This window comes from Caulobacter sp. FV1ye6ST (assembly GCF_058681225.1).
This window is the reverse complement of sequence record NZ_CM178733.1, coordinates 145511-169244: the sequence shown is the minus strand read 5'-3', so window position 1 is coordinate 169244 and position 23734 is coordinate 145511. Positions and strand designations below refer to the sequence as shown.

Here is a 23734-nt window from a genome sequence, read left to right as displayed (position 1 = left end):
CGGCCGTGCGAGTCAAGCACGGCCTGCCACGTCAGAGGCCGACGCCTCCAAACCAGTCGTCCTCGCCGATCGGCGGGCCGGGCGGGATGGCGACCTTGGCCTTTCCGTCCTCGATCAGCGCGGCCAGGCGCTCGCCGCTCTCGTCGGTGACGACGCCGGCCAGGGCGCGCGCCTGGGCGCGATCGGCGGCGTCGCCGGCGGTCACGGCCTTGAGCCCCTTGCCCCAGTCTGCCAGGCGCGCACGGATCACCGCGGCGGCGGTCGGCGAGAGATCCTTGTCGCCCAAAGCGTTGGCCAGATTGACCACCATGCGCTGGCGGACGCGGCGGGCCAGCTCGGCCTGGCGACCGGCCGCCTTGCCGTCAAAGGCGGCGAAGGCCAGGGCCTTGTCCATCAGCCCCTCGACGCCCGGCTGGGTCGGATCGCGGCGCTTGGCCTCCATCAGGCGGTTCAGACGCGCCGGCGCGAACAGGTCGCCCCAGACGAGGTCGGCGGCGACGTCGGCGGTCGCCGGCAGGTCGAAGACCGGCCCCTGGCCGAAGGTCTCGATATCATTGGCCTTGTCGTTGCCCTGCGACTGGCCCGAGGTCAGGACGTCCAGGGTCTTGTCGGAAAGGTCCAGCGCGGCGGGCGTCAGCGTCCGCAGCAGGGCGTCAATGGCGGCGACCTGGCGAGCCGGCGGGACGATCTTGCTGGGCTCGTGGCCATCGCCCTCGGCGGCGTAGGTGAAGTCGACGCCGCCGACCAGCTTGGCCGTCGCGTCGACCTGATAGCGGTGGAAGATGTAGATCGGCACGATCACGCGGCGCAGGTCGGCCACCGACCCGCCCTTGGGCAGGTTGGCCAGGCCGAAGCGGTCCAGCGCGATCTTGCGCACGGCCATCAGGTGATCGAGCTCGACGACCGGATCGGAACCATTGTCCCAGACCGCGCCGACCGGATGCGGCGTATCGGAGCCCCGGGCGTCCTCGTCGGCGACATAGCGCAGGCCGTCGGCCTGGCTCTTGTCGGCCTTGGCCTTCAGCCACGCCTTCTCGTCGGTCCCGGCGGGGGCGACGCCGTACAGCCAGTCGATCACGAACTTGTCCCAGGCGCCCACGCCGCGCCCATAGGCGTCGGAAAAGTCCAGCTGGCCGCCCTTGATGGCGATCCTCGGGGCCGGATAGTCCATCACCGAGGCCCGGTCGCCATAGGTGCTGGCGGCGAAATTGTGCTGCAGGCCGATCGAGTGGCCGATCTCGTGCGGGGCCAGCTGGCGTAGGCGGGCCAGCGAGATCTCGATCGGATCGTTGGGACCGCCCTGGCCCGTGGCCGCCGCGCCTTCCAGCCCCTCGAAGATCATCCGGTCCTGGCGGACGCGCTGCGAGCCCAGCAGCACGTCGCCCTTGATGATCTCGCCGGTGCGCGGGTCGACCACCGCGTGGCCGTACGACCAGCCGCGCGTCTGGCGGTGGACCCAGTTGACGACGCTGTAGCGGGCGTCGAGCGGGCTGACGCCCTCGGGCAGCAGCTCGACCTTGAAGGCGTCGATGAAGCCTGCGGCCTCGAAGGCCTGGTTCCACCAGCGGCCGCCCTCGATCAGGGCCGAGCGCACCGGCTCGGGCGCGGCGCGGTCGACATAGAAGACGATCGGCTTCTTGACCGGCGAGCGGGCGGCGCTCGGATCGGTCTTCTCCAGCCGGAAGCGATGGACCAGGCGATAGACCAGCGGCTCGCCCAGCGGCGCGGAATAGTCGGCGACGGTGTGGTCGATCACCCCGACGCGCGGATCGTTCTGGCGCGGCTGATAGCCCGGCTCGGGCAGGGCCACGAGCGAGTGGTGCAGGGCCAGGGTCACGTTGCGCGGATCGGGAACGATGCCGCGAACCTCCGAACCCGGATCATCGCCGACGAAGGTCTCGACCGCCTCCAGCTCGACGTTCAGCGGGAAGACGTTCACCGCGCCGGTGTCGGCGTAGGACAGGCCGTCGTTCAGGCGGAAGTCGCCCTGCTTGCTGCGCTTGAGGGTCTTGGCGACGCCCTGGGCGTCACGGGTGAGGAAGCTGGTCACGTCGACCAGCAGGCCGCCGTCCGGGCTCTCGGCCTCGATTGTGTTCGACCAGACGCTGGAGATCGGGAACGAGTCGGCCACCGCCTTCTGCTCGTCGACCGAGCCGCGCGCGGCGGAAAAGCCCCAGTTCTCGTACTGAGCGATGACCTTCCCGCCCACGCGGCGGAAGGCGATGATCTGGGTGTCGCCTGGCGCCGAGCGATCCAGCCCCGTCGGGTTCGAGCCCAAGCCCGAGCGCAGATAGGTCTGGTAGATGTAGCGCCCAGCGATCCCATCCGCGCCCGGCTTGGGCAGCAGCACCAGGATCTTGCCGTCCTTCTTGTCGACAAAGACCGGCAGCAGGCCGTCCCTGCGCTCGAGGCCGGCGGTCGCGTCGGCATATTTGTCGGCTTTGGGTTTGGCCTTCTCGGCGAAGGCTGGCGCGCTAAAAGCACTGACGCAGACGCTCGCCATCAACATGGCGACCACGGACTTGTTCATAACCCCTCCCGACGCAAGCGCACGCGCCGCGGGACTGTCGTGCGGGATTTCAGGGATTGCAACGGGTGAGCGACAAAAGCTCAGAAGGCTTTCGGAAGACCTGCTTGCTTCAGCACAGAGTTAGCGGTGTGTCGGCTTTTCGAACGCGGGACGATCACGACAAGGCCGTTGGGACACCTCCACTTCTCGTGGCGGCCCTTGCCGCCCGGCACACGCTCGCAGCCCGCGTCAAGCAGTAGCCGAATGAGTTCCGGATAGAAGTCTCTAGGCGTTGAGAATCGAGCGCTTTTTCCGCGAGCACCCAATCCTAGCGGAAATGCCCGAGGGAGAAAGTTTGTTCTCGAAAGGTTCTTTCGGAGAGGACGTTAGGCGACCGCCAACTCGATGGTGCCGTGAGCACTGATCTCCAAAGGCACCTTACCCTTGACCCCTACATTCTCCGCCAGAAGCTCCGGCGCAAGAGCGCTAACCAAGTCGACAAACTCCGGCAGGGTGGCCGCCTCGACGACCAGCCCCGGAATGTTGCTCGACGAAGTCCAGACGCCGGCTTCGGCATCCCACTCGGCCGCAACATGATAGACGCTGTCGCTCATGATCCGATGATGCACGCGTGCACAGGGAACGCCAAGACCGATCCTACATCCGTTCCGGCGCTTCAATGCCGAGCAGGTCGAGGGCCAGCACCAGTTGGCGCAGGGTGGTCTCGGCCAGGGTCAGGCGCGAGGCGCGGAGCTCTTCGGTGTCGGCGCTGACGATCGGGCAGGCCGCGTAGAACTTCGAGAACGACTGAGCCAGCTTGTAGGCGTGCTCGGCCACGAAGTTGGGGGCCTTCTTGTCGTAGGCCTCCTGCAGGGCGCCCTCGAAGGCGTCGAGCAGCATGGCCAGATCGCGCTCGGCCGGCTCGTGGATCACGATGCGGCCGGCGACGGCGCCAGCCTCGGCGGCGCGACGCAGCACGCTCTTGATGCGCACCGACTGGTACAGCAGGTAGGGGCCGGTCTTGCCCTCGAAACTGGTGAAGCGGTCGAGGTCGAAGACGTACGAAGTGCCGCGGAAGTTCTGCAGGTCGGCGAACTTCAGGGCCGCGACGCCGACCTTGTGGGCCGTCTCTTCGAAGGCCTCTTCCGACAGCTCGGCGCCAAGGCCGGCTTCGCGCAGGCGCTCGCGGGCCTTCTCGCGGGCCATCTCGATGAGGTCGTGCAGCTTCAGGACGCCGCCGGCGCGGGTCTTGAACGGCTTGCCGTCCGTCCCGTTCATGGTGCCGAAGCCGATGTGCTCCAGCGAGCCCTCGGCGGCGTAGCCGGCCAGGTAGGCGGCGCGGAACACGGTCTCGAAGTGCAGGGCCTGACGCTGGTCCACGCAGTAGAGGATCAGGTGCGGGTCGAACGACTTGCGGCGATCCAGGATGGTGGCCAGATCGGTCGTGCCGTACATGGCCGAGCCTTCCGACGACACCACCAGCAGCGGCGGCACGTCCTGCTTGTCGCCCTCGCGGGCCACGCGGACGATGCGGGCGCCCTGGTCGTCGACCAGCAGGCCCTGGGCCTCCAGCTGGCGGACCATCGGCTCGATCAGGTCGTTGACGTCGCTCTCGCCCTTCCACAGGTCGAAGTCGACGCCCAGCGCATGGAACTCGCGCTCCAGCGCCACGCGGCTGACATTGACGAAGTGGCGCCACAACAGGCGGTAGCCGAAGCGGCCGTTCTGCAGCTCGGCCGTGGCCTTGCGGGCGCGCTCCTTGAACGCCGGATCTTCCTTCTGGCGGATCGAGGCGGCCGGATAGATCCGGTCGAGGTCGGCGAGGGTGATGCGGCTCTCGAACTCGGCCATCACCTTGGCCTCGTCGGCGGCGCTGAAGCCGCGCGGCGCCTCGGGCAGCTTCTCCATCAAGGCGTTGATGAAGGCATCCTCGTCCATGATGGCGCTGATCAGCAGTCCCATCTGGAAGCCCCAGTCGCCGAAGTGGGCGTCGCCCACCACGTCGTCGCCGCGGAAGCGATAGAGGCGCTTGACCGACTCGCCGATGATCGAGGCGCGCAGGTGGCCCACGTGCATCGGCTTGGCCACGTTCGGGCCGGCATAGTCGACCAGCACCCGGCGCGGCGTCTCCAGCAACTGGGCGCCGGCGCGATCGTCGGAGGCGATCTCGCGGGCGCGGGCCGACAGGGCCTCGTCGCTGACGCGCATGTTGATGAAGCCGACGCCGGCGATCTCGACCGAGGCCAGGCGAGGGTCGCCCTTGAGGATATCAACGACCTGCACGGCGATCTCGCGCGGATTGCGCTTGGCGCTCTTGGCCGCCGCGAGGGCGCCGTTGCACTGGAAATCAGCCAGGTCGGGGCGGTCGGAGGCGGTGACGCGTCCGAATTCGGGGGGCAGTCCGGCGGCCTGGAAAGCGGCCGCGGCCGCCTCGCTCAGGGACCGCTTCAAATCGCTCATTGCTTGTTGGTGTTCCCTGCTTGCCCAGCTTGCTGAGCCTGTACGGTCTGGCCGGCATTGACCCGGAACCGCTTGCCGTCACGGTTGAAGGCGGCCATTTCCGGGGTCACGTCGAAGCCCAGCAGCACCTCGAAGTTGCTGCCGCTTACCTTGTCGTCGGCGCGCGGAATGGTGATCTGCTCGATGGTGTCGGTCGCGTAGGCGCGATCCTGGCCGGGCGCGAAAGTCACCGGCAGGTCGAAAAATTCCTTGGCGATCACCGACTGGTTCCGCTCGGTGACGGCGACCCAGTAGCGATAGACGTGCTTTTCGCCCTCGGCCTGCGGGCCACGGCCCAGCTGGAACAAAGCTTCGATGCGAATCTTGATCGGCTCATTGGTCTTGTAGGCGCAGCCCGACGAGAGGCTCTGGATCTCGCCGGTGAAGCCGGCCTGGTTCGCCGCTTCCTTGCCGTTCTTGAACTCGACATAGCGGCTGGCGTCGTACAGCACCTTTACATAGGGGCACGGACCGGCGTTGCGCAGCTGCTGCAGCGGCGCCTTGGGCTGGTTCCACTCCTCGTCGCGCTTCTTCTTCTTGGCCGCGCCGCCGTCGTCGTCCGGGCCGCCGCCCTGGCCGCCGCCGGGTCCCATCTGCGCGTGAACAGTCGTCGCCGTCGCGGCGATCGAGAAGGCCATCAGGGCGCTGAGGGCGAGCGGCAAGGTGCGGCGCATGAAACGTCCGGTTCGAGAAAGGAAGAGCCAAACGGGACCACAAAGCCCCGTCGGCGTCATGCAGCCTGATAAAGGCATATGCGTGACGTCGCAACGACGCAGACTCCTGGCGCCTGGCCGTCTGAACGACTAGTTTCCGCGTATGAACGCCCATACGCTCGCCCCTTTGCCGGTTCGTCGTCAGATCTCGCTCGTGCTGGCTAGCCCGCGCGGCTTCTGCGCCGGCGTGGATCGCGCCATCCAGATCGTCGAGCGCGCCGTCGAGAAGTTCGGCGCGCCCGTCTATGTGCGCCACGAGATCGTCCACAATCGCCACGTGGTCGACCGCCTGAAGGCCCTGGGCGCGGTGTTCATCGAGGAACTGTCCGAGGCCCCCGACGACCGCCCGGTGGTGTTCTCGGCCCACGGCGTGCCCAAATCGGTGCCGGCCGAGGCCCAAGTGCGCCAGATGATCTATCTGGACGCCACCTGCCCGCTGGTCTCCAAGGTCCATGTCGAGGCCCAGAAGCACTACGACGCCGGCCGCGAGATCGTGCTGATCGGCCACGCCGGCCACCCCGAGGTCATCGGCACGATGGGCCAGCTGCCCGAGGGCTCGGTCACCCTGATCGAGGACCTCAAGGACGCCGCCGCCTGGCAGCCGAAGGACGCCGCCAACGTGGCCTTCCTGACCCAGACCACCTTGTCGGTCGACGACACGGCGGACATGGTCGCCCTGCTGCGCGAGCGTTTCCCAGGGATCGCGGCCCCGCACAAGGAAGACATCTGCTACGCCACCACCAACCGCCAGGACGCGGTCAAGCACCTGGCCGAACAGTCGGAACTGGTGCTCGTGGTCGGGTCGAAGAACTCGTCCAATTCGGTGCGCCTGATGGAGGTCGGCCTGAAGGCCGGCGCCACCGCCGCCTACCTGATCGACGACGCGGCCGGCATCGACTGGACCTGGTTCGAGAACGTCTCGCGCGTGGGCCTGACCGCCGGCGCCTCGGCCCCGGAAGACCTGGTGCAGGGCGTCATCGACGCCATCTCGGCCCGCTTCGACACCACGGTGGAGGAACTGGTCGAGGCGCGGGAAACCATCACGTTCAAGCTGCCGCGGCTACTGACGGCTTAGCATCGGCTTGACCCGAGGCCTCGCGTCGAGCATCCCGACGCCATGGCCGTCTATACCGACATCACCGACGCTGAACTCGAAGCCTTCCTCGCGGGCTACGACCTGGGCTTGTCCCTGGCCTTCAAAGGCATCGCCGAAGGGGTGGAGAACTCCAACTTCCTGCTGGAGACCGAAAAGGGTCGCTACATCCTGACGGTCTACGAGCGGCGGGTGAAGGCCGACGACCTGCCCTATTTCCTGAACCTGCTGACCTGGCTGGCCGACAAGGGCTATCCCAGCGCCCGGCCGATCGCCGACCGCAACGGCAAGACGCTGGCGACCCTGCGCGGCAAGTCCGCCGCCATCGTCGAGTTCCTGCCCGGCCTGTCGGTGCGCAAGCCGACCGTCGCCCACTGCCGCGAGGCCGGCGAGGGCCTGGCCTGGCTGCATCTGGCCGGCGAGGGCTATCCCGGCCGCCGCGCCAACGACCTGGGCCAGAGCGCCTGGTCTCCGCTGTTCGCCAAGCACCGCAAGGCCGCCGAGGACCTAAAACCCGGCCTGTCGGCGACCATCGACAACGACCTGGCGCAGTTGGCCCTGATGTGGCCGCGCAATCTGCCGGCGGGCGTGATCCACGCCGACTATTTCCCCGACAACGTCTTCTTCGAGTCGAACGGCAAGTTCGCCGCGACGATCGACTTCTATTTCGCCTGCGAGGACAGCTACGCCTACGACGTGGCGGTGACCCTTAACGCCTGGTGCTTCGAGGCCGACGGCAGCTTCAACATCACCGCCGCCAAGGCCCTGCTGAACGGCTATGAGCGCCGCCGCCCGCTGAGCCCGGCCGAGAAGGAAGCCCTGCCGATCCTGGCGCGCGGCGCGGCGATCCGCTTCTTCCTGACCCGCCTGGCCGACTGGGGCTCGACCCCGGCGGGCGCGCTGGTCCGGCCCAAGGATCCGCTGGAATACGAGCGCAAGCTGGCCGTCCATCGCGAAGGCCTCGTGCTGTTCGCATGACGCCCAAGGTCACGATCTATACCGACGGCGCCTGCAAGGGGAATCCCGGCCCCGGCGGCTGGGGCGCCATCCTGTTCTATGGCGACAAGAAGAAAGAGATCTGCGGCGGCGAGCCGGCGACCACCAACAACCGCATGGAGTTGATGGGCGCGATCCAGGCGCTGGAGCTGCTGAACCGCCCCTGCAAGGTCGAGCTGCACACCGACAGCCAGTACGTGATGAAGGGCATCCAGGAGTGGATCAAGGGCTGGAAGGCCCGCGGATGGAAGACGGCCGACAAGAGCCCGGTCAAGAACGACGACCTGTGGAAACGCCTCGACGCCGCCCGCGAGCGGCACGATGTCGACTGGCGCTGGGTCAAGGGTCACGCCGGCCATCCGCTGAACGAACGCGCCGACGCCCTGGCCAATGAAGGCCTGCGCAAGGCCAATCCGAGGGTCTTCTAGACTCTCTCGTCGCTCCAAATTTCTCGTCATCCCGCGACTTGTTCGCGGGACCCATCGTTCAGCTTTTACGTGAGAGCTTAGGTCCGCATTGCACTTGCGACGGACAAATGGGTCCCGCGCATAAAGCGCGGGATGACGGTTGTTGGGATCTCTGGGCGACAGCCTCAAGCGCCTAGAAGCTGCCGGGCTGATCGCCGCTCGCGAACGGCAGGCCTTCGTCCTCCCAACCGGTGATCCCGCCGATCATCAGCTTCACTGGCCGGCCCAGCCTGGCAAGCTTCAGCGCCGCGCGGTCGGCGCCGTTGCAGTGCGGGCCGGCGCAGTAGACGACGAACAGGGTGTCGGCGGGCCATTGCGCCATCCGCTCGGCGGTCATGTCGGCGTGACGCAGGTGGAGCGCGCCCGGCAGGTGGCGGCGGGCATAGGCTTCAGGCGAACCCACCACATGCAGCAGGACGAAATCGACCTCGCCCGCCCGCATCGCGGCGGCGACGTCGGCGCAATCGGTCTCCAGCGACAACCTCCCGGCGAAGTGGGCGGCGGCGACGTCGGGCGAGGCGGCGGGGATCTCGGATACGAAGCTCATGGAAGTCTCCAGGTTTGGACACTCATAGACTTGCCGCGAAGGCCACGCTGACGTTAGCTGGCGAGATCGACATCGACCGTAAATATCATGCCAAACCCTCTCGTCGTCGTTCTCGCCTATGATGGCCTCTGCACCTTCGAATATGGCGTGGCGGTCGAGCTGTTCGCCCTGCCGCGTCCGGAGATGGGCGCCGGCTGGTACCGCTTCGCCACCGCCGCCGCGGAGCCAGGCGACCTGCGCGGCCTGGGCGGGGTGCGGATCGTCGGCGACGGCGGGCTGGAACTTCTGAGCGAGGCCAGCGTCATCGTCGCCCCGGGCTGGCGGGGGATGGATCACCCCGTGCCGGCCCCGCTGATCGAGGCGCTGCGTATGGCGCACGCCAGCGGCGCGCGGCTGATGTCGATCTGCTCAGGCGTCTTCGTGCTGGCGGCGACCGGGCTGCTGGATGGGCGGCGCGCCACCACCCACTGGCGCTATGCCGACGCCCTGCGCCAGCGCTATCCGGCGATCGCGGTCGAACCGGACGTGCTCTATGTCGACGAGGGCGACCTGCTGACCTCGGCCGGCAGCGCCGCCGGCATCGATCTTGGCCTGCACCTGATCCGCCGGGACTTCGGGCCCGAGGCCGCCAACACCGTCGCCCGCCGCCTGGTCGTGCCGCCGCATCGCGACGGCGGCCAGGCCCAGTTCGTCGCGCGGCCGGTGCCCGCGGCGCACGAGGCGTCGCGACTTTCCCCGATCCTCGACCGCATGCGCGCCGACCTCGCCGGCGACCACACCATCAAGACCCTGGCCGGCGCCGCGGGGATGAGCGAGCGGACCTTCCTGCGCCGGTTCGAGGCCGCCACCGGCGAGACCCCTGCCCGCTGGCTGCTGGCCGAGCGGCTGAACCGGGCGCGGGATCTGCTGGAGACCTCGCCGGCGGGGATCGAGCAGGTCGCGCAAGCCGTGGGCCTGGGCGCGCCGGCCTTGCGGCATCACTTCCGCCGGCGGTTCGCGACCACGCCCGGCGCCTATCGGGCGCGGTTTGCCCGTGCTTAGGCGGCTGGTCGCGAGCCTGCTCGCTTAAGAAGCTGTGGGCGGTCCCGGAAAGTCCTCGCCAAGGCGCGCCGGGTTTGCCAAGCCGACGCGATGAACCGCGTCGGCTACTACCGCCTGCCGCCCGTCAGGGGCGTCTTCTTCAGCCCGGTCCAGGAGGAGCGCCTGCTGCTGCTGGGTTGCCAGGAGGTGTTCAGCGACCGGAGCCTGACCAACGCCATCATCCGTCCTGGCCTCGACAAGGCCCTGGCGGCGCTGGCGCCCGGTGGGACGCTGGCGGTGCTGAGCCTGCACGCCCTGGCCGGCACGACCACCGACCTGCTGGAGGCGGTGCTGAAGCTCAAGGCCCTCGGCCTGCACCTGGTCGTCGCCCAGCCCGAGATCGACACCAACACCGATCCCGGCTTCTTCGCTGCGTGCGAGACCCTGACGGCCTTCAACGCCGAGCGCGCCATGGTCAAGGCCGCCGAAGCGGCCCTGGTCAGCAAGGGCGTGAAGGGCGGCGGCGTCCAGGGGCTCAAGGCGGGGGAGCCTACCGAAGACTAGCGCCGAGGGGCCGTCCTCGCCCTTCGACAGGCTCAGGGTGAGGACGGTTGCTGGCGTTCGAGTAGAAACCTCATCCTGAGCTTGTCGAAGGACGAGGTTTCGGCTCCTCAACTTTCAATATGGATTCGCCTCAAACCTTCAGTCGGTAGCCCGTCTTGAAGATCCAGCCCACCGCCGTCAGGCACAGGACCAGGAACACGGCGGTCATGGCCAGGCTGACGCCGACGCCGACGTCCGACTGGCCGTAGAAGCTCCAGCGGAAGCCGCTGATCAGATAGACCACCGGGTTGAACAGGGTTACCTTCTGCCAGACCTCGGGCAGCATCTTGATCGAGTAGAAGCTGCCGCCCAGGAAGGTCAGCGGCGTCACGATCAGCGCCGGGACGATCTGCAGCTTCTGGAAGTTGTCGGCCCAGACCCCGATGATGAAGCCGAACAGGCTGAAGGTGATCGAGGTCAGGACGAGGAACAGCAGCATCACGAACGGGTGGGCGATCTGGAACGGCACGAAGATCCGGGCGGTGGCCAGGATCAGCAGGCCCAGGCAGATCGACTTGGTGGCGGCGGCGCCGACATAGCCGGCGACCGCCTCGAACCAGGCCACGGGCGCGGAGAGCAGCTCATAGATCGTGCCGGCCCACTTGGGCATGTAGATGCCGAACGAGGCGTTGGAGATGCTCTCGCTGAGCAGCGACAGCATGACCAGACCCGGGATGATGAAGGCGCCGTAGCTGACGCCGTCGATCGACTGCATGCGCGAGCCGATCGCCGAGCCGAACACCACGAAATAGAGGCTGGTCGACAGCACCGGCGCGATGATGCTCTGGGCCAGGGTGCGGAACCACCGCGCCATCTCGAAGCGGTAGATGGCCCCAATGGCATATGGGTTCGCGAAGAGGTTCATTGCGGGGCCCTCACCAGGCTGACGAAGATGTCTTCCAGAGAGCTCTGGTCGGTCTTGAGGTCCTTGAAGTCGATTCCATGCTCGGCGAGACGCTTCAGCAGATCGGCGATGTCGGTGTCGTCGGCCTGGGTGTCGAAGCTGTAGACGAGGTCCGCGCCGTCATTGATCAGGCTCAGCGAGGGATCGGTCAGGCCGGGCGGCAGGACGGTCAGCGGCTCGCGCAGGTGAACGGTCAGCTGCTTCTTGCCCAGCTTGCGCATCAGGACCGACTTGTCCTCGACCAGGATGATCTCGCCCTTGTTGATCACCCCGATCCGGTCGGCCATCTCCTCGGCCTCCTCGATATAGTGGGTGGTCAGGATGATGGTGACGCCGTTCTCGCGCAGCTGGCGGACCATCTCCCACATGTCGCGGCGCAGCTCGACGTCGACGCCGGCGGTGGGCTCGTCCAGGAACAGGATGGTCGGCTCGTGGCTCAGCGCCTTGGCGATCATCACCCGTCGCTTCATGCCGCCCGACAGCGCCATGATCTTGCTGTCCTTCTTGTCCCACAGGGACAGGTCGCGAAGGATCTTCTCGATCAGGGCGTCGTTGCGTGGCTTGCCGAACAGGCCGCGCGAGAAGCTGACCGTGGCCCAGACCGTCTCGAAGGCGTCGGTGTTCAGCTCCTGCGGCACGAGGCCGATCTTGGAGCGGGCGGCGCGATAGTCCTTCACCACGTCGTGGCCATCGGCCAGGACCACGCCCAGGCTGGGATTGACGATGCCGCAGATGATGCTGATCAGGGTGGTCTTGCCCGCCCCGTTCGGGCCCAGCAGAGCGAAGATCTCGCCCTTGCGGATGTCGAGGTCGATCGTCTTGAGGGCCTGATGGCCAGACGCATAGGTCTTGGTCAGACCCTTTACCGATATGATTGAAGTCACGCCGTCTCCCCTAAACGCGACGATGCCCCAATACGAGGCACAGCGTCGCGCATGCCCTGCAAGGTGGCTGATGCGCGGCTCAAATGGTGTCGCCGTCGGCGGATAACAGGGGCGGCGCCGCGTTCTGTCAGCAGGTTTCCGTCAGGTCGGGATCTTGCGGACCTTCAGCACCGCGCCGTCCAGGCCGATGACCACCACTTCCTGACTGATGGCGGGGATCGGCTCGTCGGTCTCGGCCGCCCAGTCCTTGCCGTCGACAAACACCCGGCCGCGGCCCTGCTCGAAGGTCGAGAGCACCTGGCCGCGCTGGCCGATCAGCCGTTGCGTCGGGTCGTTGAGGTCCGGCGACTTCGCCTCCAGCACCGGCCGCAGGAAGCGGCGGGCCAGATAGGTCGAGGCGATGGTCAGGACGGCGAACAGGCCGATCTCGAGCACCGGGCCCGGATGCAGGGCCTGGGCGATCAGGCCGATGACGAAGGCGCTGGCGGCCGGCCACAGGAGCCAGCCCGTCCCGGTCGAGACCTCGATGGCCAGGCAGAGGGCCGCGACGGCCAGCCACAGCCAAAACGGTTGCAGAGCGTAGAAGCCGGCGATCGCGCCCATCGCCTAGGCTCCGCGCTTGGCGGGCGGGGGGCCGGACGGCGCGCTGACCGGCGCGGCGGTCGATGCGCTCCGCGACGGCGGCGGCGCCTTCGGCGTCTCCGCGCCCAGGCTCTTGATCAGTTCGGCGACGCCGGCGACGGTCCCGGTCAGGCCGGAGAAGTCGGCCGGTACGATCACCGTCTTCTGCTGCGGGCTGCGGGCCAGCTCGCCGAAGGCTTCGACGTACTTCTGGGCGATGAAATAGTTGATGGCGTTGACGTCGCCCTTGGCGATGGCCTCGGAGACGAAGGTGGTCGCCTTGGCCTCGGCCTCGGCTTCCCGCTCGCGAGCCTCGGCGTCGCGGAAGGCGGCCTCGCGGCGGCCCTCGGCCTGCAGGATGGCCGACTGCTTCTGGCCCTCGGCGCGGGCGATCTGGGACTGCTTCTCCCCCTCGGCCTCGGTGATCACCGCGCGACGCTCGCGCTCGGCCTTCATCTGGCGGGCCATGGCGTTGGTGATGTCGGTCGGCGGCGTCAGGTCCTTGATCTCGATCCGCGCCACCTTGACGCCCCAAGGGCCGGTGGCGTGGTCGATGGTCGAGAGCAGGCGGGTGTTGATCGCGTCGCGCTGGCTCAGCACCTCGTCCAGCTCCATCGAGCCGACCACGGTGCGCAGATTGGTCTGGGCCAGCTGGGTGATGGCGTAGATCAGGTTGTCGACCCGGTAGGCGGCGGCGGCGGCGTCCATCACCTGGATGAAGACGATCGCGTCGACCTTCACCGAGACGTTGTCCTTGGTGATGACCTCCTGCTGAGGGACGTCCAGAACCTGCTCCATCATGTTCACCTTGCGCCCGATCGTCTCGACGAAGGGGGTCAGGATGCTGATGCCGGGCTTCAGGGTCCGGGTGTAGCGGCCGAACCGCTCGACGGTGAATTCGCGCCCCTGCGGCACGATCTTGATGACGCTCATCACCAGCACGAAGGCCAGGATCAGCAGGACCAGAACGACGATGGACGTGCCCAAGAGCAACGCTCCTCTACAAACCTGAGTAGAGGTTAGCGCGCCGCTTCGCCGTCCGCCATGGAATCCGACAGGCTGGGCGGCGGACGCGTCGGGCGCATCGACTGCGAGAGCTTCTGGGCCAAGGCCTGCCCCTTGCGGGCTGTCGCCTGTTCGGCCTTGCGGCTGGCTTCGTCGCAGAGCGGATACTCGCTGCGGCGCGAGGCGAAGCCGGTGTTGAAACGCTCGCGCATCTGGGCGTCGAAGGCTTGATCGGCCTGCTCCACCTCGGTCAGGCGGACCATGCGCGAGCGCCAGTATTGATCGTCGACGCCGTGGCAGGCCTGCCGCAGGGCATGGCTCTCGCCTAGCGTATAGGCCAGGTCCAGCAGGCGCTGACGCTCGTCGGCGGCCCGTTCCTGACCCCACGCCCTGGGGGTCATGACCGGCGAAACCACGAGGGCGCCGAGGAGGACGCCGATAAGGAACGGACGCGACATGAGCCTGTTATGGCCAAACCCCGCCCGCCTGTCACCGTCCCGCGCCTGACGGGCGAGCGACGAAAGCCCACCTGGGGACACAATGTCCCTCGGTGTCAGAAAAGCTCGAAGGATAAGGGCCTTGTGATCGCCACAGATCGGGCGTTCCCTGTGGATACTGCAAGGAGGTCCCCCATGACTGAGGTGCATTACGGTGTCGTTCGGGTCGGCGATCGCTGGTCCATCATCGGCGACCACCTACGCTTTGGCGCCTATGAGACGCGCGGCGAAGCCAGCGCGGCGGCTCGACGCCTGGCCGAACATCCGGCCGGCCTGGGGCTGCATGTCATGCTGCACGAGCAGGACGAGGACTGGGTGCTGCCCGGCCCGACAACGCTCAGCTAAACGCCGTCCAGCTAGAGCATTTTCCGACGAAGTGGATACCGGTTCGTCGTCAGAAAATGCGTCAAAACAATAGGCTAGAGCATTTCACCGATCCAATTGGATCGAAAAAATGCTCTAGGCCTCGGCCGTTTCTTCATCGTCGCCGTACAGGAACGGCTTGATGACCCGCCATACCTGAAGGATGGACGCGACCGCGCCCACCACGGACGCGACGACCTGGAACGCCTGCCAGACGAAGCCGACCAGCGGATCCTCGCCCAGCATCGCCACCAGTGGGTAGATCAGGTGGCTGACCGTGATCCGGAACTGGGCATAGGCGGTGGAATATTCCACCGACGCCCCGTCGATGGCGGCCGTGACGATCACCGCCAGGACCGGAGCCCACAGCAGGGGCAGGATCAGCAGCAGGGCCAGGGCCGTGATCAGCGACTTGGTCGACAGGCTGACGTCATTGGCCAAGGTGATCCCGACGCCGGCGATCACCGCCAGGCCCAGCAGGGCCAGCGCGATCGGCAGGACGAGATCGGCGGTGTCGGCCAGCGGCATCCCGACGCCGAAGACCATGGCGGCCATGACGAAGAGGGTGACGACGAAAGATCCAAGCCACAGCGCGCCGTACTGGCTCAGCCTCCGCCGCAGGTGTCGCTTGGCGATCATCGCTCCCCCTCCCGGGCTTGGCGCCGTGGCCCACCGGGAGGGTGCTTCGGAAGAGTCTCGCCGTCCACGGGAAACTAAGCCGTGCGCCATGCGCTTATGCAGTCGAGCTTCACGGGAGGCACGCATGACCGCCATCACCCGCATCGTCCGCAGCACCGTCGAGGGCGACGCCGCGCCGACCTATGATTCCAACCGCCTGCTGGCCGCCCTGCGCCCGGACGCCCTGGCCGAACTGGCCGCGCATCTTGTGCTCGTCGACCTGCCGGCCGACGCCGTGTTGTTCGATGTCGGCGACGATGTCGAGCACACCTATCTGCCCTGCGGACCCACCCAGGCCTCGTTGCTGGTGGTGACCTCGGACGGCCAGGAGATCGAGGCCGCCAGCATCGGCTTCGAGGGCGCGATCGGCGGCGTGGTCAGCGCCGGCTTCAAGCCCGCCTATGGCCGCGCCGTGGTCCGCGTCCCCGGCCACGCCTTCTGTCTCTCGACCGCCAAGCTGGAAGAGTCCAAGGCCCGCCATGCCAGCGTCGGAGACCTGTTCGATCGCGCCGCCGACGCCTTCATCGCCCAGATGATGCAGGTGGCGGCTTGCAACGCCCTGCACCCGATCGAGCAGCGCGTCTGCCGCTGGCTGCTGTTCGCCCACGACCGCTCGGGCAAGGAGCCGATCCGCCTGACGCAGGAGACCCTGGCCCAGATGCTGGGCGTGCAGCGCACGACGGTCAGCGCCGTGGCCCGCGTCCTGCAGGACGCGAAGGTCATCCACATCGGCCGCGGAAAGGTCGAGGTGCTGGATCGTCCGGGGCTGGAGAAGCGCGCCTGCGAATGCCACGCGGCCGTCGAGGCGCACTTCGGGCGGATCCTGCCCCCGCACAAGCGCTAGGATTCAGGACCGATAAGCCGAAGCCCGGTCCAGCGCGGATTCAGCCTCGCTCACCAGCCGCGCCACGATCTCGCCGGCGGGGAGCACCTCGCGCACGCCGCCGGCGCTCTGGCCCATGGCGAAGCAGGACTTGGCCGGGTCGAGTCCGTCGACCTGGCCGCCGATGCCGCCCATCGCGCCCGCCCGGATCGAGACCATGGCCTGCTGTGGGAACGGCTGGATGTCGGTCGGCCGCGCTTCCCAGTCGTCGACATAGGGGTTCTTCCTCACCCGCATCGGCTTGCCCGAGTAGCAGCGGGTGCGGACGGTGTCCTCGTCGGCCGCCTCGACCACCGCCTGGCGGTAGAGGTCGCCGGCATGGGCCTCATGGCTGGCGATGAAGCGGGTGCCCATCCAGACGCCTTGAGCGCCCAGGGCCAGGGACGCGGCCAGGCCCCGCCCGTCGTGCAGGCCGCCGGCGGCGACCACCGGGATCTTCACGGCTTCCACGGCCTGGGCGACCAGCGGCAAGGTCCCGACCAGGCCCGTGTGGCCGCCGCCCTCCCCGCCCTGGCAGATGACCGCGTCACAGCCGGCCTGCTCGGCCTTGACCGCGTGCTTAACGGCCCCGCAGACGACCATGACCTTCAGGCCGGCCGCCTTGAGGCGCGCGATGATCGGCAGCGGCACGCCAAGGCCGGCGATGAAGGATGAGGCGCCCTCCTCGATGATGACCTCGACGCTGGCGGTCAGGGCGTCGGGGGTGGCGGCCAGCAGGTCGACGCCGAACGGCTTGTCGGTCAGGCCTTTGACCTCGCGCATCTGAGCGCGGATGAAGTCCGGCGAGGTCCCGGCCATGCCCAGCACGCCATAGCCGCCGGCGTTCGACACCGCCGCCGCCAGGGGCGCGTAGGACACCCCGCCCATGCCGGCCAGAAGGATCGGATGCTCGATATGCAGTAGATCGCAGAGCGGCGTGCGCAGGCCCATGACCCGTTCCTCCCATTGTTTCAGGGAGGGTTTCGCGCCGCGCCCGCGCCCGCAAGCGTGCCGCGAGGTTAGCGGCGCTTCGCCAACTCGGTCTCGACGTCGGACTCGGCGGTCCAGAAGCAGCTGGCCATGGCCGTCAGGACCAGGGCGATCAGCGTCAGGAAGCCGCGCGGCGGAGCCAGGCTGACAACGTCTTGGGGCGTCATCGTCTTTGTTTCCTCGTCGGCGTCCGGATCTGATGTCCGGACTGCCGCAAGCAAAGCTTCTCACCGCGCGGCGGGTTCCGCAAGGCCCTGTTTTACATGAGCTTTCTTTGGACTTCAGAGTCCAGAAATCGGCTCTCTAGAAGATCGAGTATCCGCCGTCGATCACGATCGTGGCCCCCGACTGATAGCTGGACGCGTCCGAGGCCAGATAGACCGCCATGCCGCCGAAGTCGTCGGGCTCGCCCCAGCGGCGGGCCGGCACGCGGGGGATGACCTTCTCGGCGAAGGCGGCGTTGCCTTGCGCCCCAGCGGTCATGTCGGTGGCGATCCAGCCCGGCAGGATGGCGTTGGCGCGCACGCCGTAGCGGGCGTGCTCGACGGCCACCGACTTGATCATCGAGATCACCGCGCCCTTGGTGGCCGCATAGGCCTCGTTCCGCGCCGCGCCCTCGATGGCCGCCAGCGAGGCCACCCCGACCAGCGAACCGCCCGGATCGCCGGTCTTGGCGCGCTCGACCATGTGGCGGCAGGCCTCGCGCAGGGTGAAGAACACGCCGTCCAGATTGACCGACAGCACCTTGCGATAGGTCTCGGTCTTCATCTCGACGAACGAGGGCGAACCAAAGCCGATGCCCGCATTGGCGAAAACGCTGTCGACCCGGCCCATGGCGGCCAAGGCCTCTTCCATGCCTTCGCGGACCTGGTCCTCGTCGGAGACGTCGACGGTCTGGGCCTTCACCCGGACTCCCAGGGTGGTCAGTTGCTTTTCGGCCTCGAGATTGCGCTCGGGGTTGGAGCCCCAGATGACGATGTCCGCGCCGGCCTGCGCCATCGCCTTGGCCATGCCCAGGCCGATGCCGCGATTGCCGCCGGTGACCAGGGCCACCTTGCCCGACAGATTGAACGGCGCGTAGGCCATGGCGAACCTCCCTCTTATGTCTGAAACGCTTGTTTGAAGAGAGGCGGTCAGGCGTGGAAGGTCAAGAGCCCCAGAAGTGGAAGGCCTGCCAACCGGCGCCGACCGCTGGCCGCGACACGCCCAGCAGGTCGATGACCGTCAGGGCCGCGCCGAAGATGAAGCCGCTGACGCCGGGGACCCAGAAGATCAGGGCGAACAGGATCAGAAAGCCGATCCGCTCGATCTTGACCATCTTCGCGCGCACGCCGTCGGGCAGGAACGGCCGGATGACGCCATAGCCGTCCAGGCCCGGGATCGGCAGCAGATTGAGAACCAGGGCGCTGGCCTGCAGCAGGGCCAGCAGCGACAGGGCGTTGTACAGCGGACCCGAGGCGACGAAGGGCAGAGCGACGGCCAGGGCGATCAGCACCGCCAGCGTCCCCAGCGGTCCGGCCAGCGAGGCCAGCGATCGCCAGCCCTTCGACCGCATCAGGTCCTCGCGCAGATAGACCGCCCCGCCCGGAAAGCCGATGCCGCCCAGCGCCAGGGCCAGCAGCGGAAAGATGAGGGTGGTGACGAGATCGGAGTACTTGAGCGGGTCGAGCGTCAGGTAGCCCTTCTCGACGATGGTCGTGTCGCCGGCCTTGTGGGCGACCAAGGCGTGGCCGAACTCGTGGATCCCGACGCTGAGGATCCAGGTGGCCGCGACAAGGGCGAAAGTCAGTGGTCCGGCCGGAGGAAGTTCAGCGGCGACTGCCCAACCTAGACCGACGCAAGCCGCGACCAGGATCAGCGCGTTTGGACTGAGCGACGTTCGCGGGGCGCGGGCTTCGATGAGAGTCATGAGGCTGGATTGAGCACGAGCAACCCCGGGATGCTAGGCCCCGAACTTCTCATAAGTTTCCGCGATCACCCGCCGCGTCTCTTCCCACTCGACCAGGGCCATGGCCTCGTCCCGCGTCACGAACCGCGCCTCGGCCGCGTCGTCGCCGGCCACGGGCTCGCCGCCGGTCCAGCGGGCGGCGTAGTCGATCATCACGTAGTGGCGGGTAATCTCTCCTCCCTTCCCGTCAAGAGAGGGACGGGCTGGAAACACCCCGTCGACCACGTCCAGCAGGCCCAGCAATTGAGCCTCGACGCCGGTTTCTTCCTTCAGCTCGCGCAGGGCGGCGACCTCAAGCGCTTCGCCCCACTCCAACCGTCCGCCTGGCACGCTCCACTGGTTCAGCCGAGGCGGCGTGCCGCGTCGGATCAGCAGGACCTCCTCGCCGCGCAGGCAGACGACACCGACGGTCGGCACGGGATGGTTCATGGCCAAGTCTTTCAGGGAAAGCCGACCCTCAGATCGACGCTGGACTTCACACCGATACAGTTTCCGCAGTCGGTCAGCCAAGCCTCCGCCGCCGCGCGGCCCCGCGCCTTGAGGTCGGTCAGAAAGCTCCACTCTGTGTCGAACTTGGTCGACAGCGACAGGTCCGCCAGCGGCTTGTCGGCGGTGATGGCGTGGACCAGCATCCGGCGGTAGCGGCCCCGGGCGGTGTCCTTCAGCAGGCCCTCGTCCAGGAGCTTCTGCACGAAGCCGATGGCCCGCAGCTCCGAGGCCAGGGAGGCGTTGAAGGTGATCTCGTTGAGCCGATCCATGATCTCGCCCGGCGACTTGGGCGTCTCCTCGCGGACGAACGGGTTGAGGCTGACGATCAGGATGTCGTCGGGCGTGTCGTCATAGAACAGCGGCCACAGCGGGGGGTTGGCCAGGAAGCCGCCATCCCAGTAGGGCTCGCCGTCGATCTCCACCGCCTGGAAGACCTGCGGCAGGCAGGCGCTGGCCATGATGTGACGGGCCGTCAGCACCGACTCGCGGAAGATGACCGACTTGCTGGTCCGCACCGCCGTGGCGGCGATGTAGAGCTTGATCGGGCTCTTTTCGCGGATCTGGCTGAAGGTTATCTCGCCTTCCAGCGCGTCGTGCAGCGGGTTCAGGTTGAACGGATTGAATTCATAGGGGCTGAGCGACAGGGCGAAGGTCTCGGCCATTCGCCAGCCCGGCGTGTTCTTCAGCCAGTCGGCGCCGCCCCCGAAGGCCTTTGTCCAGATCGAGGTGTCGCCGAAGACGTTGCGGCCGCCTTGCCGGTTCACCTGCCGCCAGAACGCGTCGAGGCGTTTGCGCGCGCCGGCCTTGCCGTCGTCGATCAAGCCCTGGGCCAGGCAGACGGCGTTCATGGCGCCGGCCGAGGCGGCGGTCACCGCCCGGATCTCCAGGTCGTCCTCTTCCAGCAGCCGGTCGAGGATTCCCCACTCGAAGGCTCCGTGCGAGCCCCCGCCCTGGAGGGCCAGGCTCAGCGTCCGGGGGCCGGACTTCTTCTTGATGAAGGGCGGGATGGGCACCGGCCCAGCCTATTGCGCGACCCAGCCGCCGTCGATCTGGAAAGCCGCGCCATTGGCCGAGGCCCCGGCGTCGGAGACCAGATACAGCAACATGCCGCCCAGCTGTTCGAAGGTGACGAACTGCTTGGTCGGCTGGGCGGCCAGGATCACGTCCTTCATCACCGCCTCTTCCGAGATGCCGCGGGCCTTAGCCTGGTCAGCGATCTGGGCCTCGACAAGCGGGGTCTTCACGAAGCCCGGGCAAATGGCGTTGCAGGTGATGCCGTGCTCGGCGACCTCGAGGGCCACGGTCTTGGTCAGGCCCAGTATGCCGTGCTTGGCGGCGACATAGGCCGACTTGAACGGCGAGGCGACCAGACCGTGGGCCGAAGCGATGTTGACGATCCGACCGCGTCCCTGCTCCTTCATGATCGGCACGGCCGCCTTGGTGGCGTGGAAGGCCGAGGTCAGGTTGATCGCGATGATCAGATCCCACTTGTCGTCCGGGAAGTCCTCGATCGGGGCCACGTGCTGGACGCCCGCGTTGTTGATCAGGATGTCCAGTTCACCGAACTCGGCCTTGGCGGCGCGAACCATGTCGGCGATCTGGTCTGGCTTGGTCATGTCGGCGCCGTGGTACAGCACCTCGACGCCATGGGCCTCGGCCATCTCGGCGCGGGCGCGCTCGATGGCGTTCATCTCGCCCAGGCCGTTCATGACGATGTTGCAGCCCTGGGCGGCGAGCGCGTCGGCCAGGGCGTGACCGATGCCGCTGGTCGAGCCGGTGACGATGGCGACCTGCCCCTGCAAACCGAAGTCGACGGCCATGGGAACGCTCCTGGATGACGCCCTAACGATGTTGCGATGCAACATATCGCTCGCCATTGCGAAGAGCGAGCCTTTATAAATTCATCGATAGATGAATTCAGGGCTGCGGGCGAGCGAAAACCCAGTCGGCCTCGGTGGAAAGGCTGGGCTTGAACGCATAGCCGTCCAGATCGAAGCCTTTCATCCCCTCGGCGCGGTCGATGCGGTTGTCGATGATGTAGCGCGCCATGCGGCCCCGCGCCTTCTTGGCGAAGAAGCCCAGCACCCGCAGCTCCCCGGCCTTCTCTTCCTTGAAGTGGCAGGTGACCACCGGCAGCTTCAGGGCCTTGGCGTCGACGGCGCCGAAATATTCCTGACTGGCCAGGTTCACCAGGGTCGGGTCGTCATGGCCCTCGGCGGCGGCGTTCAGGGTCTTGGAGATCGTCTCGCCCCAGAAGTCGTAGAGGTTCGACCCGCGCTTGGTCTTCAGCCGCGTGCCCATCTCCAGGCGGTAGGGCTGGAGGGCGTCGAACGGGCGCAGCACGCCATAGAGGCCCGACAGGATGCGCAGGTGATCCTGCGCCCACTCCAGGGCCGGCCGATCCAGCTCGCGCGCCGCGAGGCCGCCATAGACGTCGCCGTTGAAGGCGATGATCGCCTGCAGGCCGTCCTCGAGCTCGGAGTCGAAGGCCTGGAACCGCTCGCGGTTCAGCTTGGCCAGGGCGTCGGAGATATGCATCAGGCGCTTGAGGTCGGGCGCGGTCAGCTTGCGCGTGACCTTGGCCAGTTCGACGATCTGGGCCTTGAGCGCCGGCGTGGTGAGCGGCAGCACGGCCTTGGGGGCGGTGAAATCCAGCGACTTGGCGGGCGAGATGACCATCAGCATGGCCGGGGAGATAGAGACTTAGGGGCGACGGCGCCAGTTCTGTCATTCCCCTGAGTCGACACGCCGCCGCATGTCCCCATGGGCGGCGACGGTCAGGTCGGCCAGCGCCGCCTCGTCGATCGGCTGACCCCAGCGCAGTTTGACGTGCCGCATCCGCTTGCCCGTCCCTTCGAGCAGTCGGCCCGGATCGGGCAGTTGCGCGCCCGCGTAAAAGCCGATGCTGGCGTGGGCGGCGAAGGCGTCGACATAGGCGAAGGCGGCGTCCTCGACGCAGGCGGCCGGATGGCCGTCGTGCAGCAGTTCGCGGACGTCGTCGCCGCTGCCCCGCAGGCGCTCGAACCACGGCTCGACAAGCCGGCGCAGCGGATCCTCGGCCGAGAACCAGGCCTCGACCTCGGCGTGACGCCGCACGGCGCCGGCGAACCGGAAGAGCGTGCTCATACCGCTATCAAGCTCGCCCAGGGCAAGCTTGTCGAGCCCGTCGCTTTCCATATCGGAAAGTTTCCACTTGCCAGATTGGAAAGTGATGAACTAGGACTTTCCGCAATGGAAAGTAAGGAGGTCTTGATGACCCGAGACGAAGACGCCCTGCGGATGCTGGCCGAGGTCGAAGCCGCCAATACCGACCTGGCCGAACGCGCCAAGGCGCCGACCTGGTACCACCCGGCCCTGGGCCTGCTGATGGGCGGCCTCGCCGCGATCCAGGCCGCGCCCCTGATCTGGCAGGCCGGCTATTTCGCGGTCTGCGGCCTGGGATGCTGGCTGCTGGTCAGAGCCTATATCCGCAAGACCGGCATGTGGATTTATGGCTACCGCGCCGGGCGGACCCGGATCGTCGCCGTCGGGCTGGCGATCCTGTCCGGCGGACTGGTGGCCTTGTCGGGCTGGCTCTTCCACATGAAGCACGTCACTCATGCGCCGCTGATGGCCGGCATGATCATCGCGGTGGCGGCCACGATCGGCGGCTTCGTCTGGGAAGCGGCGTTCCGCGCCGACCTGCGCGACGGGCGGCCCCTTTGAGCGCCGAGCTCGACACGGTGATCCACGCCCCCAACCGCCTGCAGATGTGCTGCATGCTGGCGGCGGTGGACACCATAGACTTCGCCACCGTCCGCGAGGCGCTGGACGTCTCGGAATCGGTGCTCAGCAAGCACGTGAAGACCTTGGAAGAAGCCGGTTACGTCAAGGTCCGCAAAGCCGCTTCGGACGGTCGCCAACGCACCTGGCTGTCGCTGACGCCCCAGGGCCGCAAGGCGCTGAAGGGCCACCTGGCGGCGCTGAAGGCGATGATGGCGGGGGTGCCCGAAGCTTAGCCGCTGGACAAAACCTCCGGCTTTAGCGAGCCTTCTCGCCAATCAGGA

The 23734-nt window shown here is 67.5% G+C and carries 30 protein-coding genes and 1 pseudogene; 10 read left to right on the top strand and 21 right to left on the bottom strand.

The window, feature by feature from the left end; genetic code table 11:
• Positions 1-31: 31 nt before the first annotated feature.
• The 5 genes from ACW175_RS00940 to ACW175_RS00920 all read right to left on the bottom strand — a co-directional run bounded on the left by ACW175_RS00940 (position 32) and on the right by ACW175_RS00920 (position 5682).
• Positions 32-2530 carry a zinc-dependent metalloprotease gene (locus tag ACW175_RS00940; RefSeq protein WP_492102811.1) on the bottom strand — a complete coding sequence of 833 codons (2499 nt, stop codon included), beginning with the start codon at positions 2528-2530 and terminating at the stop codon, positions 32-34.
• 80 nt (positions 2531-2610) lie between these two features.
• A complete protein-coding gene (locus ACW175_RS00935; RefSeq protein ID WP_492102810.1) occupies positions 2611-2835 on the bottom strand; it encodes a type II toxin-antitoxin system HicA family toxin in 225 nt (74 codons plus the stop codon).
• A 60-nt stretch (positions 2836-2895) separates the two neighbouring features.
• Positions 2896-3123, bottom strand: coding sequence for a DUF1902 domain-containing protein (locus ACW175_RS00930; protein ID WP_492102809.1), 228 nt, complete (start codon positions 3121-3123; stop codon positions 2896-2898).
• 43 nt (positions 3124-3166) lie between these two features.
• On the bottom strand, positions 3167-4969 hold the full coding sequence (argS, locus tag ACW175_RS00925; protein WP_492102808.1) for an arginine--tRNA ligase: 1803 nt from the start codon (positions 4967-4969) through the stop codon (positions 3167-3169).
• Positions 4966-5682 (bottom strand): Tat pathway signal sequence domain protein, encoded by a 717-nt coding sequence (locus ACW175_RS00920; protein ID WP_492102807.1) that lies wholly within the window; start codon positions 5680-5682, stop codon positions 4966-4968. The genes argS and ACW175_RS00920 overlap by 4 nt, the downstream gene beginning before the upstream one ends.
• A 142-nt stretch (positions 5683-5824) precedes the next feature.
• Between ACW175_RS00920 and ispH the strand changes: the two genes are divergently transcribed.
• Genes ispH through rnhA form a run of 3 tightly spaced genes read left to right on the top strand, consistent with a single transcriptional unit; the run spans position 5825 to position 8238 of the window.
• Positions 5825-6796: a 4-hydroxy-3-methylbut-2-enyl diphosphate reductase gene (gene ispH, locus ACW175_RS00915; RefSeq protein WP_492102806.1), complete on the top strand. Its 972-nt coding sequence runs from the start codon at positions 5825-5827 to the stop codon at positions 6794-6796.
• Positions 6797-6838: 42 nt separating this feature from the next.
• Entirely contained in the window at positions 6839-7792 is a 954-nt protein-coding gene (thrB, locus tag ACW175_RS00910; protein WP_492102805.1) for a homoserine kinase, read from the top strand.
• On the top strand, positions 7789-8238 hold the full coding sequence (gene rnhA / locus ACW175_RS00905) for a ribonuclease HI (RefSeq protein ID WP_492102804.1): 450 nt from the start codon (positions 7789-7791) through the stop codon (positions 8236-8238). The genes thrB and rnhA overlap by 4 nt, the downstream gene beginning before the upstream one ends.
• Before the next feature lie 172 nt (positions 8239-8410).
• On the opposite strand, the gene ACW175_RS00900 is transcribed toward rnhA, so the two are convergent.
• On the bottom strand, positions 8411-8824 hold the full coding sequence (locus ACW175_RS00900) for a rhodanese-like domain-containing protein (protein ID WP_492102803.1): 414 nt from the start codon (positions 8822-8824) through the stop codon (positions 8411-8413).
• An 87-nt stretch (positions 8825-8911) separates the two neighbouring features.
• Here ACW175_RS00900 and ftrA point away from each other — a divergent pair, with 87 nt between their 5' ends.
• The 3 genes and pseudogenes from ftrA to ACW175_RS00885 form a co-directional block, all read left to right on the top strand.
• Positions 8912-9865: a transcriptional regulator FtrA gene (gene ftrA / locus ACW175_RS00895; RefSeq protein ID WP_492102802.1), complete on the top strand. Its 954-nt coding sequence runs from the start codon at positions 8912-8914 to the stop codon at positions 9863-9865.
• Between the two features lie 90 nt (positions 9866-9955).
• Entirely contained in the window at positions 9956-10408 is a 453-nt protein-coding gene (locus ACW175_RS00890; RefSeq protein ID WP_492102801.1) for a recombinase family protein, read from the top strand.
• Positions 10409-10414: 6 nt separating this feature from the next.
• Positions 10415-10509: pseudogene (locus tag ACW175_RS00885) on the top strand (hypothetical protein); the annotation flags it as partial.
• A 29-nt stretch (positions 10510-10538) separates the two neighbouring features.
• Here the strand turns inward: ACW175_RS00885 and ACW175_RS00880 are convergent.
• The 5 genes from ACW175_RS00880 to ACW175_RS00860 all read right to left on the bottom strand — a co-directional run bounded on the left by ACW175_RS00880 (position 10539) and on the right by ACW175_RS00860 (position 14319).
• The gene (locus ACW175_RS00880) at positions 10539-11312 is read right to left on the bottom strand and encodes an ABC transporter permease (RefSeq protein WP_492102800.1); all 774 of its coding nucleotides are present in this window, start codon (positions 11310-11312) and stop codon (positions 10539-10541) included.
• Positions 11309-12259: an ABC transporter ATP-binding protein gene (locus ACW175_RS00875; RefSeq protein WP_492104870.1), complete on the bottom strand. Its 951-nt coding sequence runs from the start codon at positions 12257-12259 to the stop codon at positions 11309-11311. The genes ACW175_RS00880 and ACW175_RS00875 overlap by 4 nt, the downstream gene beginning before the upstream one ends.
• A gap of 117 nt (positions 12260-12376) precedes the next feature.
• A complete protein-coding gene (locus ACW175_RS00870; RefSeq protein WP_492102799.1) occupies positions 12377-12838 on the bottom strand; it encodes an NfeD family protein in 462 nt (153 codons plus the stop codon).
• Between the two features lie 3 nt (positions 12839-12841).
• Positions 12842-13789 (bottom strand): SPFH domain-containing protein, encoded by a 948-nt coding sequence (locus ACW175_RS00865; RefSeq protein WP_492104869.1) that lies wholly within the window; start codon positions 13787-13789, stop codon positions 12842-12844.
• Between the two features lie 86 nt (positions 13790-13875).
• Positions 13876-14319 carry a TIGR02301 family protein gene (locus tag ACW175_RS00860; RefSeq protein WP_492102798.1) on the bottom strand — a complete coding sequence of 148 codons (444 nt, stop codon included), beginning with the start codon at positions 14317-14319 and terminating at the stop codon, positions 13876-13878.
• A 174-nt stretch (positions 14320-14493) separates the two neighbouring features.
• Between ACW175_RS00860 and ACW175_RS00855 the strand changes: the two genes are divergently transcribed.
• Positions 14494-14703: a hypothetical protein gene (locus tag ACW175_RS00855; protein ID WP_492102797.1), complete on the top strand. Its 210-nt coding sequence runs from the start codon at positions 14494-14496 to the stop codon at positions 14701-14703.
• 114 nt (positions 14704-14817) lie between these two features.
• Here ACW175_RS00855 and ACW175_RS00850 read toward each other — a convergent pair whose 3' ends face one another.
• Positions 14818-15360, bottom strand: coding sequence for a hypothetical protein (locus tag ACW175_RS00850; RefSeq protein ID WP_492102796.1), 543 nt, complete (start codon positions 15358-15360; stop codon positions 14818-14820).
• A gap of 124 nt (positions 15361-15484) precedes the next feature.
• Between ACW175_RS00850 and ACW175_RS00845 the strand changes: the two genes are divergently transcribed.
• The gene (locus ACW175_RS00845) at positions 15485-16243 is read left to right on the top strand and encodes a Crp/Fnr family transcriptional regulator (RefSeq protein ID WP_492102795.1); all 759 of its coding nucleotides are present in this window, start codon (positions 15485-15487) and stop codon (positions 16241-16243) included.
• Positions 16244-16246: 3 nt separating this feature from the next.
• On the opposite strand, the gene ACW175_RS00840 is transcribed toward ACW175_RS00845, so the two are convergent.
• The 9 genes from ACW175_RS00840 to ACW175_RS00800 form a co-directional block, all read right to left on the bottom strand.
• Positions 16247-17212, bottom strand: a complete 966-nt coding sequence (locus ACW175_RS00840; protein WP_492102794.1) for an NAD(P)H-dependent flavin oxidoreductase — start codon at positions 17210-17212, stop codon at positions 16247-16249.
• A gap of 68 nt (positions 17213-17280) precedes the next feature.
• Positions 17281-17418 carry a hypothetical protein gene (locus ACW175_RS00835; protein ID WP_492102793.1) on the bottom strand — a complete coding sequence of 46 codons (138 nt, stop codon included), beginning with the start codon at positions 17416-17418 and terminating at the stop codon, positions 17281-17283.
• 136 nt (positions 17419-17554) lie between these two features.
• Entirely contained in the window at positions 17555-18337 is a 783-nt protein-coding gene (locus ACW175_RS00830; protein WP_492102792.1) for an SDR family NAD(P)-dependent oxidoreductase, read from the bottom strand.
• Positions 18338-18398: 61 nt separating this feature from the next.
• On the bottom strand, positions 18399-19160 hold the full coding sequence (locus ACW175_RS00825) for a site-2 protease family protein (RefSeq protein ID WP_492102791.1): 762 nt from the start codon (positions 19158-19160) through the stop codon (positions 18399-18401).
• A 33-nt stretch (positions 19161-19193) separates the two neighbouring features.
• Complete coding sequence (locus tag ACW175_RS00820; protein ID WP_492102790.1) at positions 19194-19628, bottom strand: NUDIX hydrolase; 435 nt, start codon at positions 19626-19628, stop codon at positions 19194-19196.
• A gap of 11 nt (positions 19629-19639) precedes the next feature.
• Positions 19640-20701 carry a patatin-like phospholipase family protein gene (locus tag ACW175_RS00815; RefSeq protein ID WP_492102789.1) on the bottom strand — a complete coding sequence of 354 codons (1062 nt, stop codon included), beginning with the start codon at positions 20699-20701 and terminating at the stop codon, positions 19640-19642.
• A gap of 9 nt (positions 20702-20710) precedes the next feature.
• Complete coding sequence (locus tag ACW175_RS00810) at positions 20711-21508, bottom strand: 3-hydroxybutyrate dehydrogenase (protein ID WP_492102788.1); 798 nt, start codon at positions 21506-21508, stop codon at positions 20711-20713.
• Between the two features lie 97 nt (positions 21509-21605).
• Complete coding sequence (gene yaaA / locus ACW175_RS00805; protein WP_492102787.1) at positions 21606-22373, bottom strand: peroxide stress protein YaaA; 768 nt, start codon at positions 22371-22373, stop codon at positions 21606-21608.
• Between the two features lie 42 nt (positions 22374-22415).
• A complete protein-coding gene (locus ACW175_RS00800) occupies positions 22416-22814 on the bottom strand; it encodes a DUF1801 domain-containing protein (RefSeq protein WP_492102786.1) in 399 nt (132 codons plus the stop codon).
• A gap of 126 nt (positions 22815-22940) precedes the next feature.
• On the opposite strand from ACW175_RS00800, the gene ACW175_RS00795 reads away from it, so the two are divergent.
• Positions 22941-23393 (top strand): hypothetical protein, encoded by a 453-nt coding sequence (locus ACW175_RS00795; protein ID WP_492102785.1) that lies wholly within the window; start codon positions 22941-22943, stop codon positions 23391-23393.
• Positions 23390-23686, top strand: coding sequence for a transcriptional regulator (locus ACW175_RS00790; protein ID WP_492102784.1), 297 nt, complete (start codon positions 23390-23392; stop codon positions 23684-23686). The genes ACW175_RS00795 and ACW175_RS00790 overlap by 4 nt, the downstream gene beginning before the upstream one ends.
• Positions 23687-23734 lie beyond the last annotated feature (48 nt).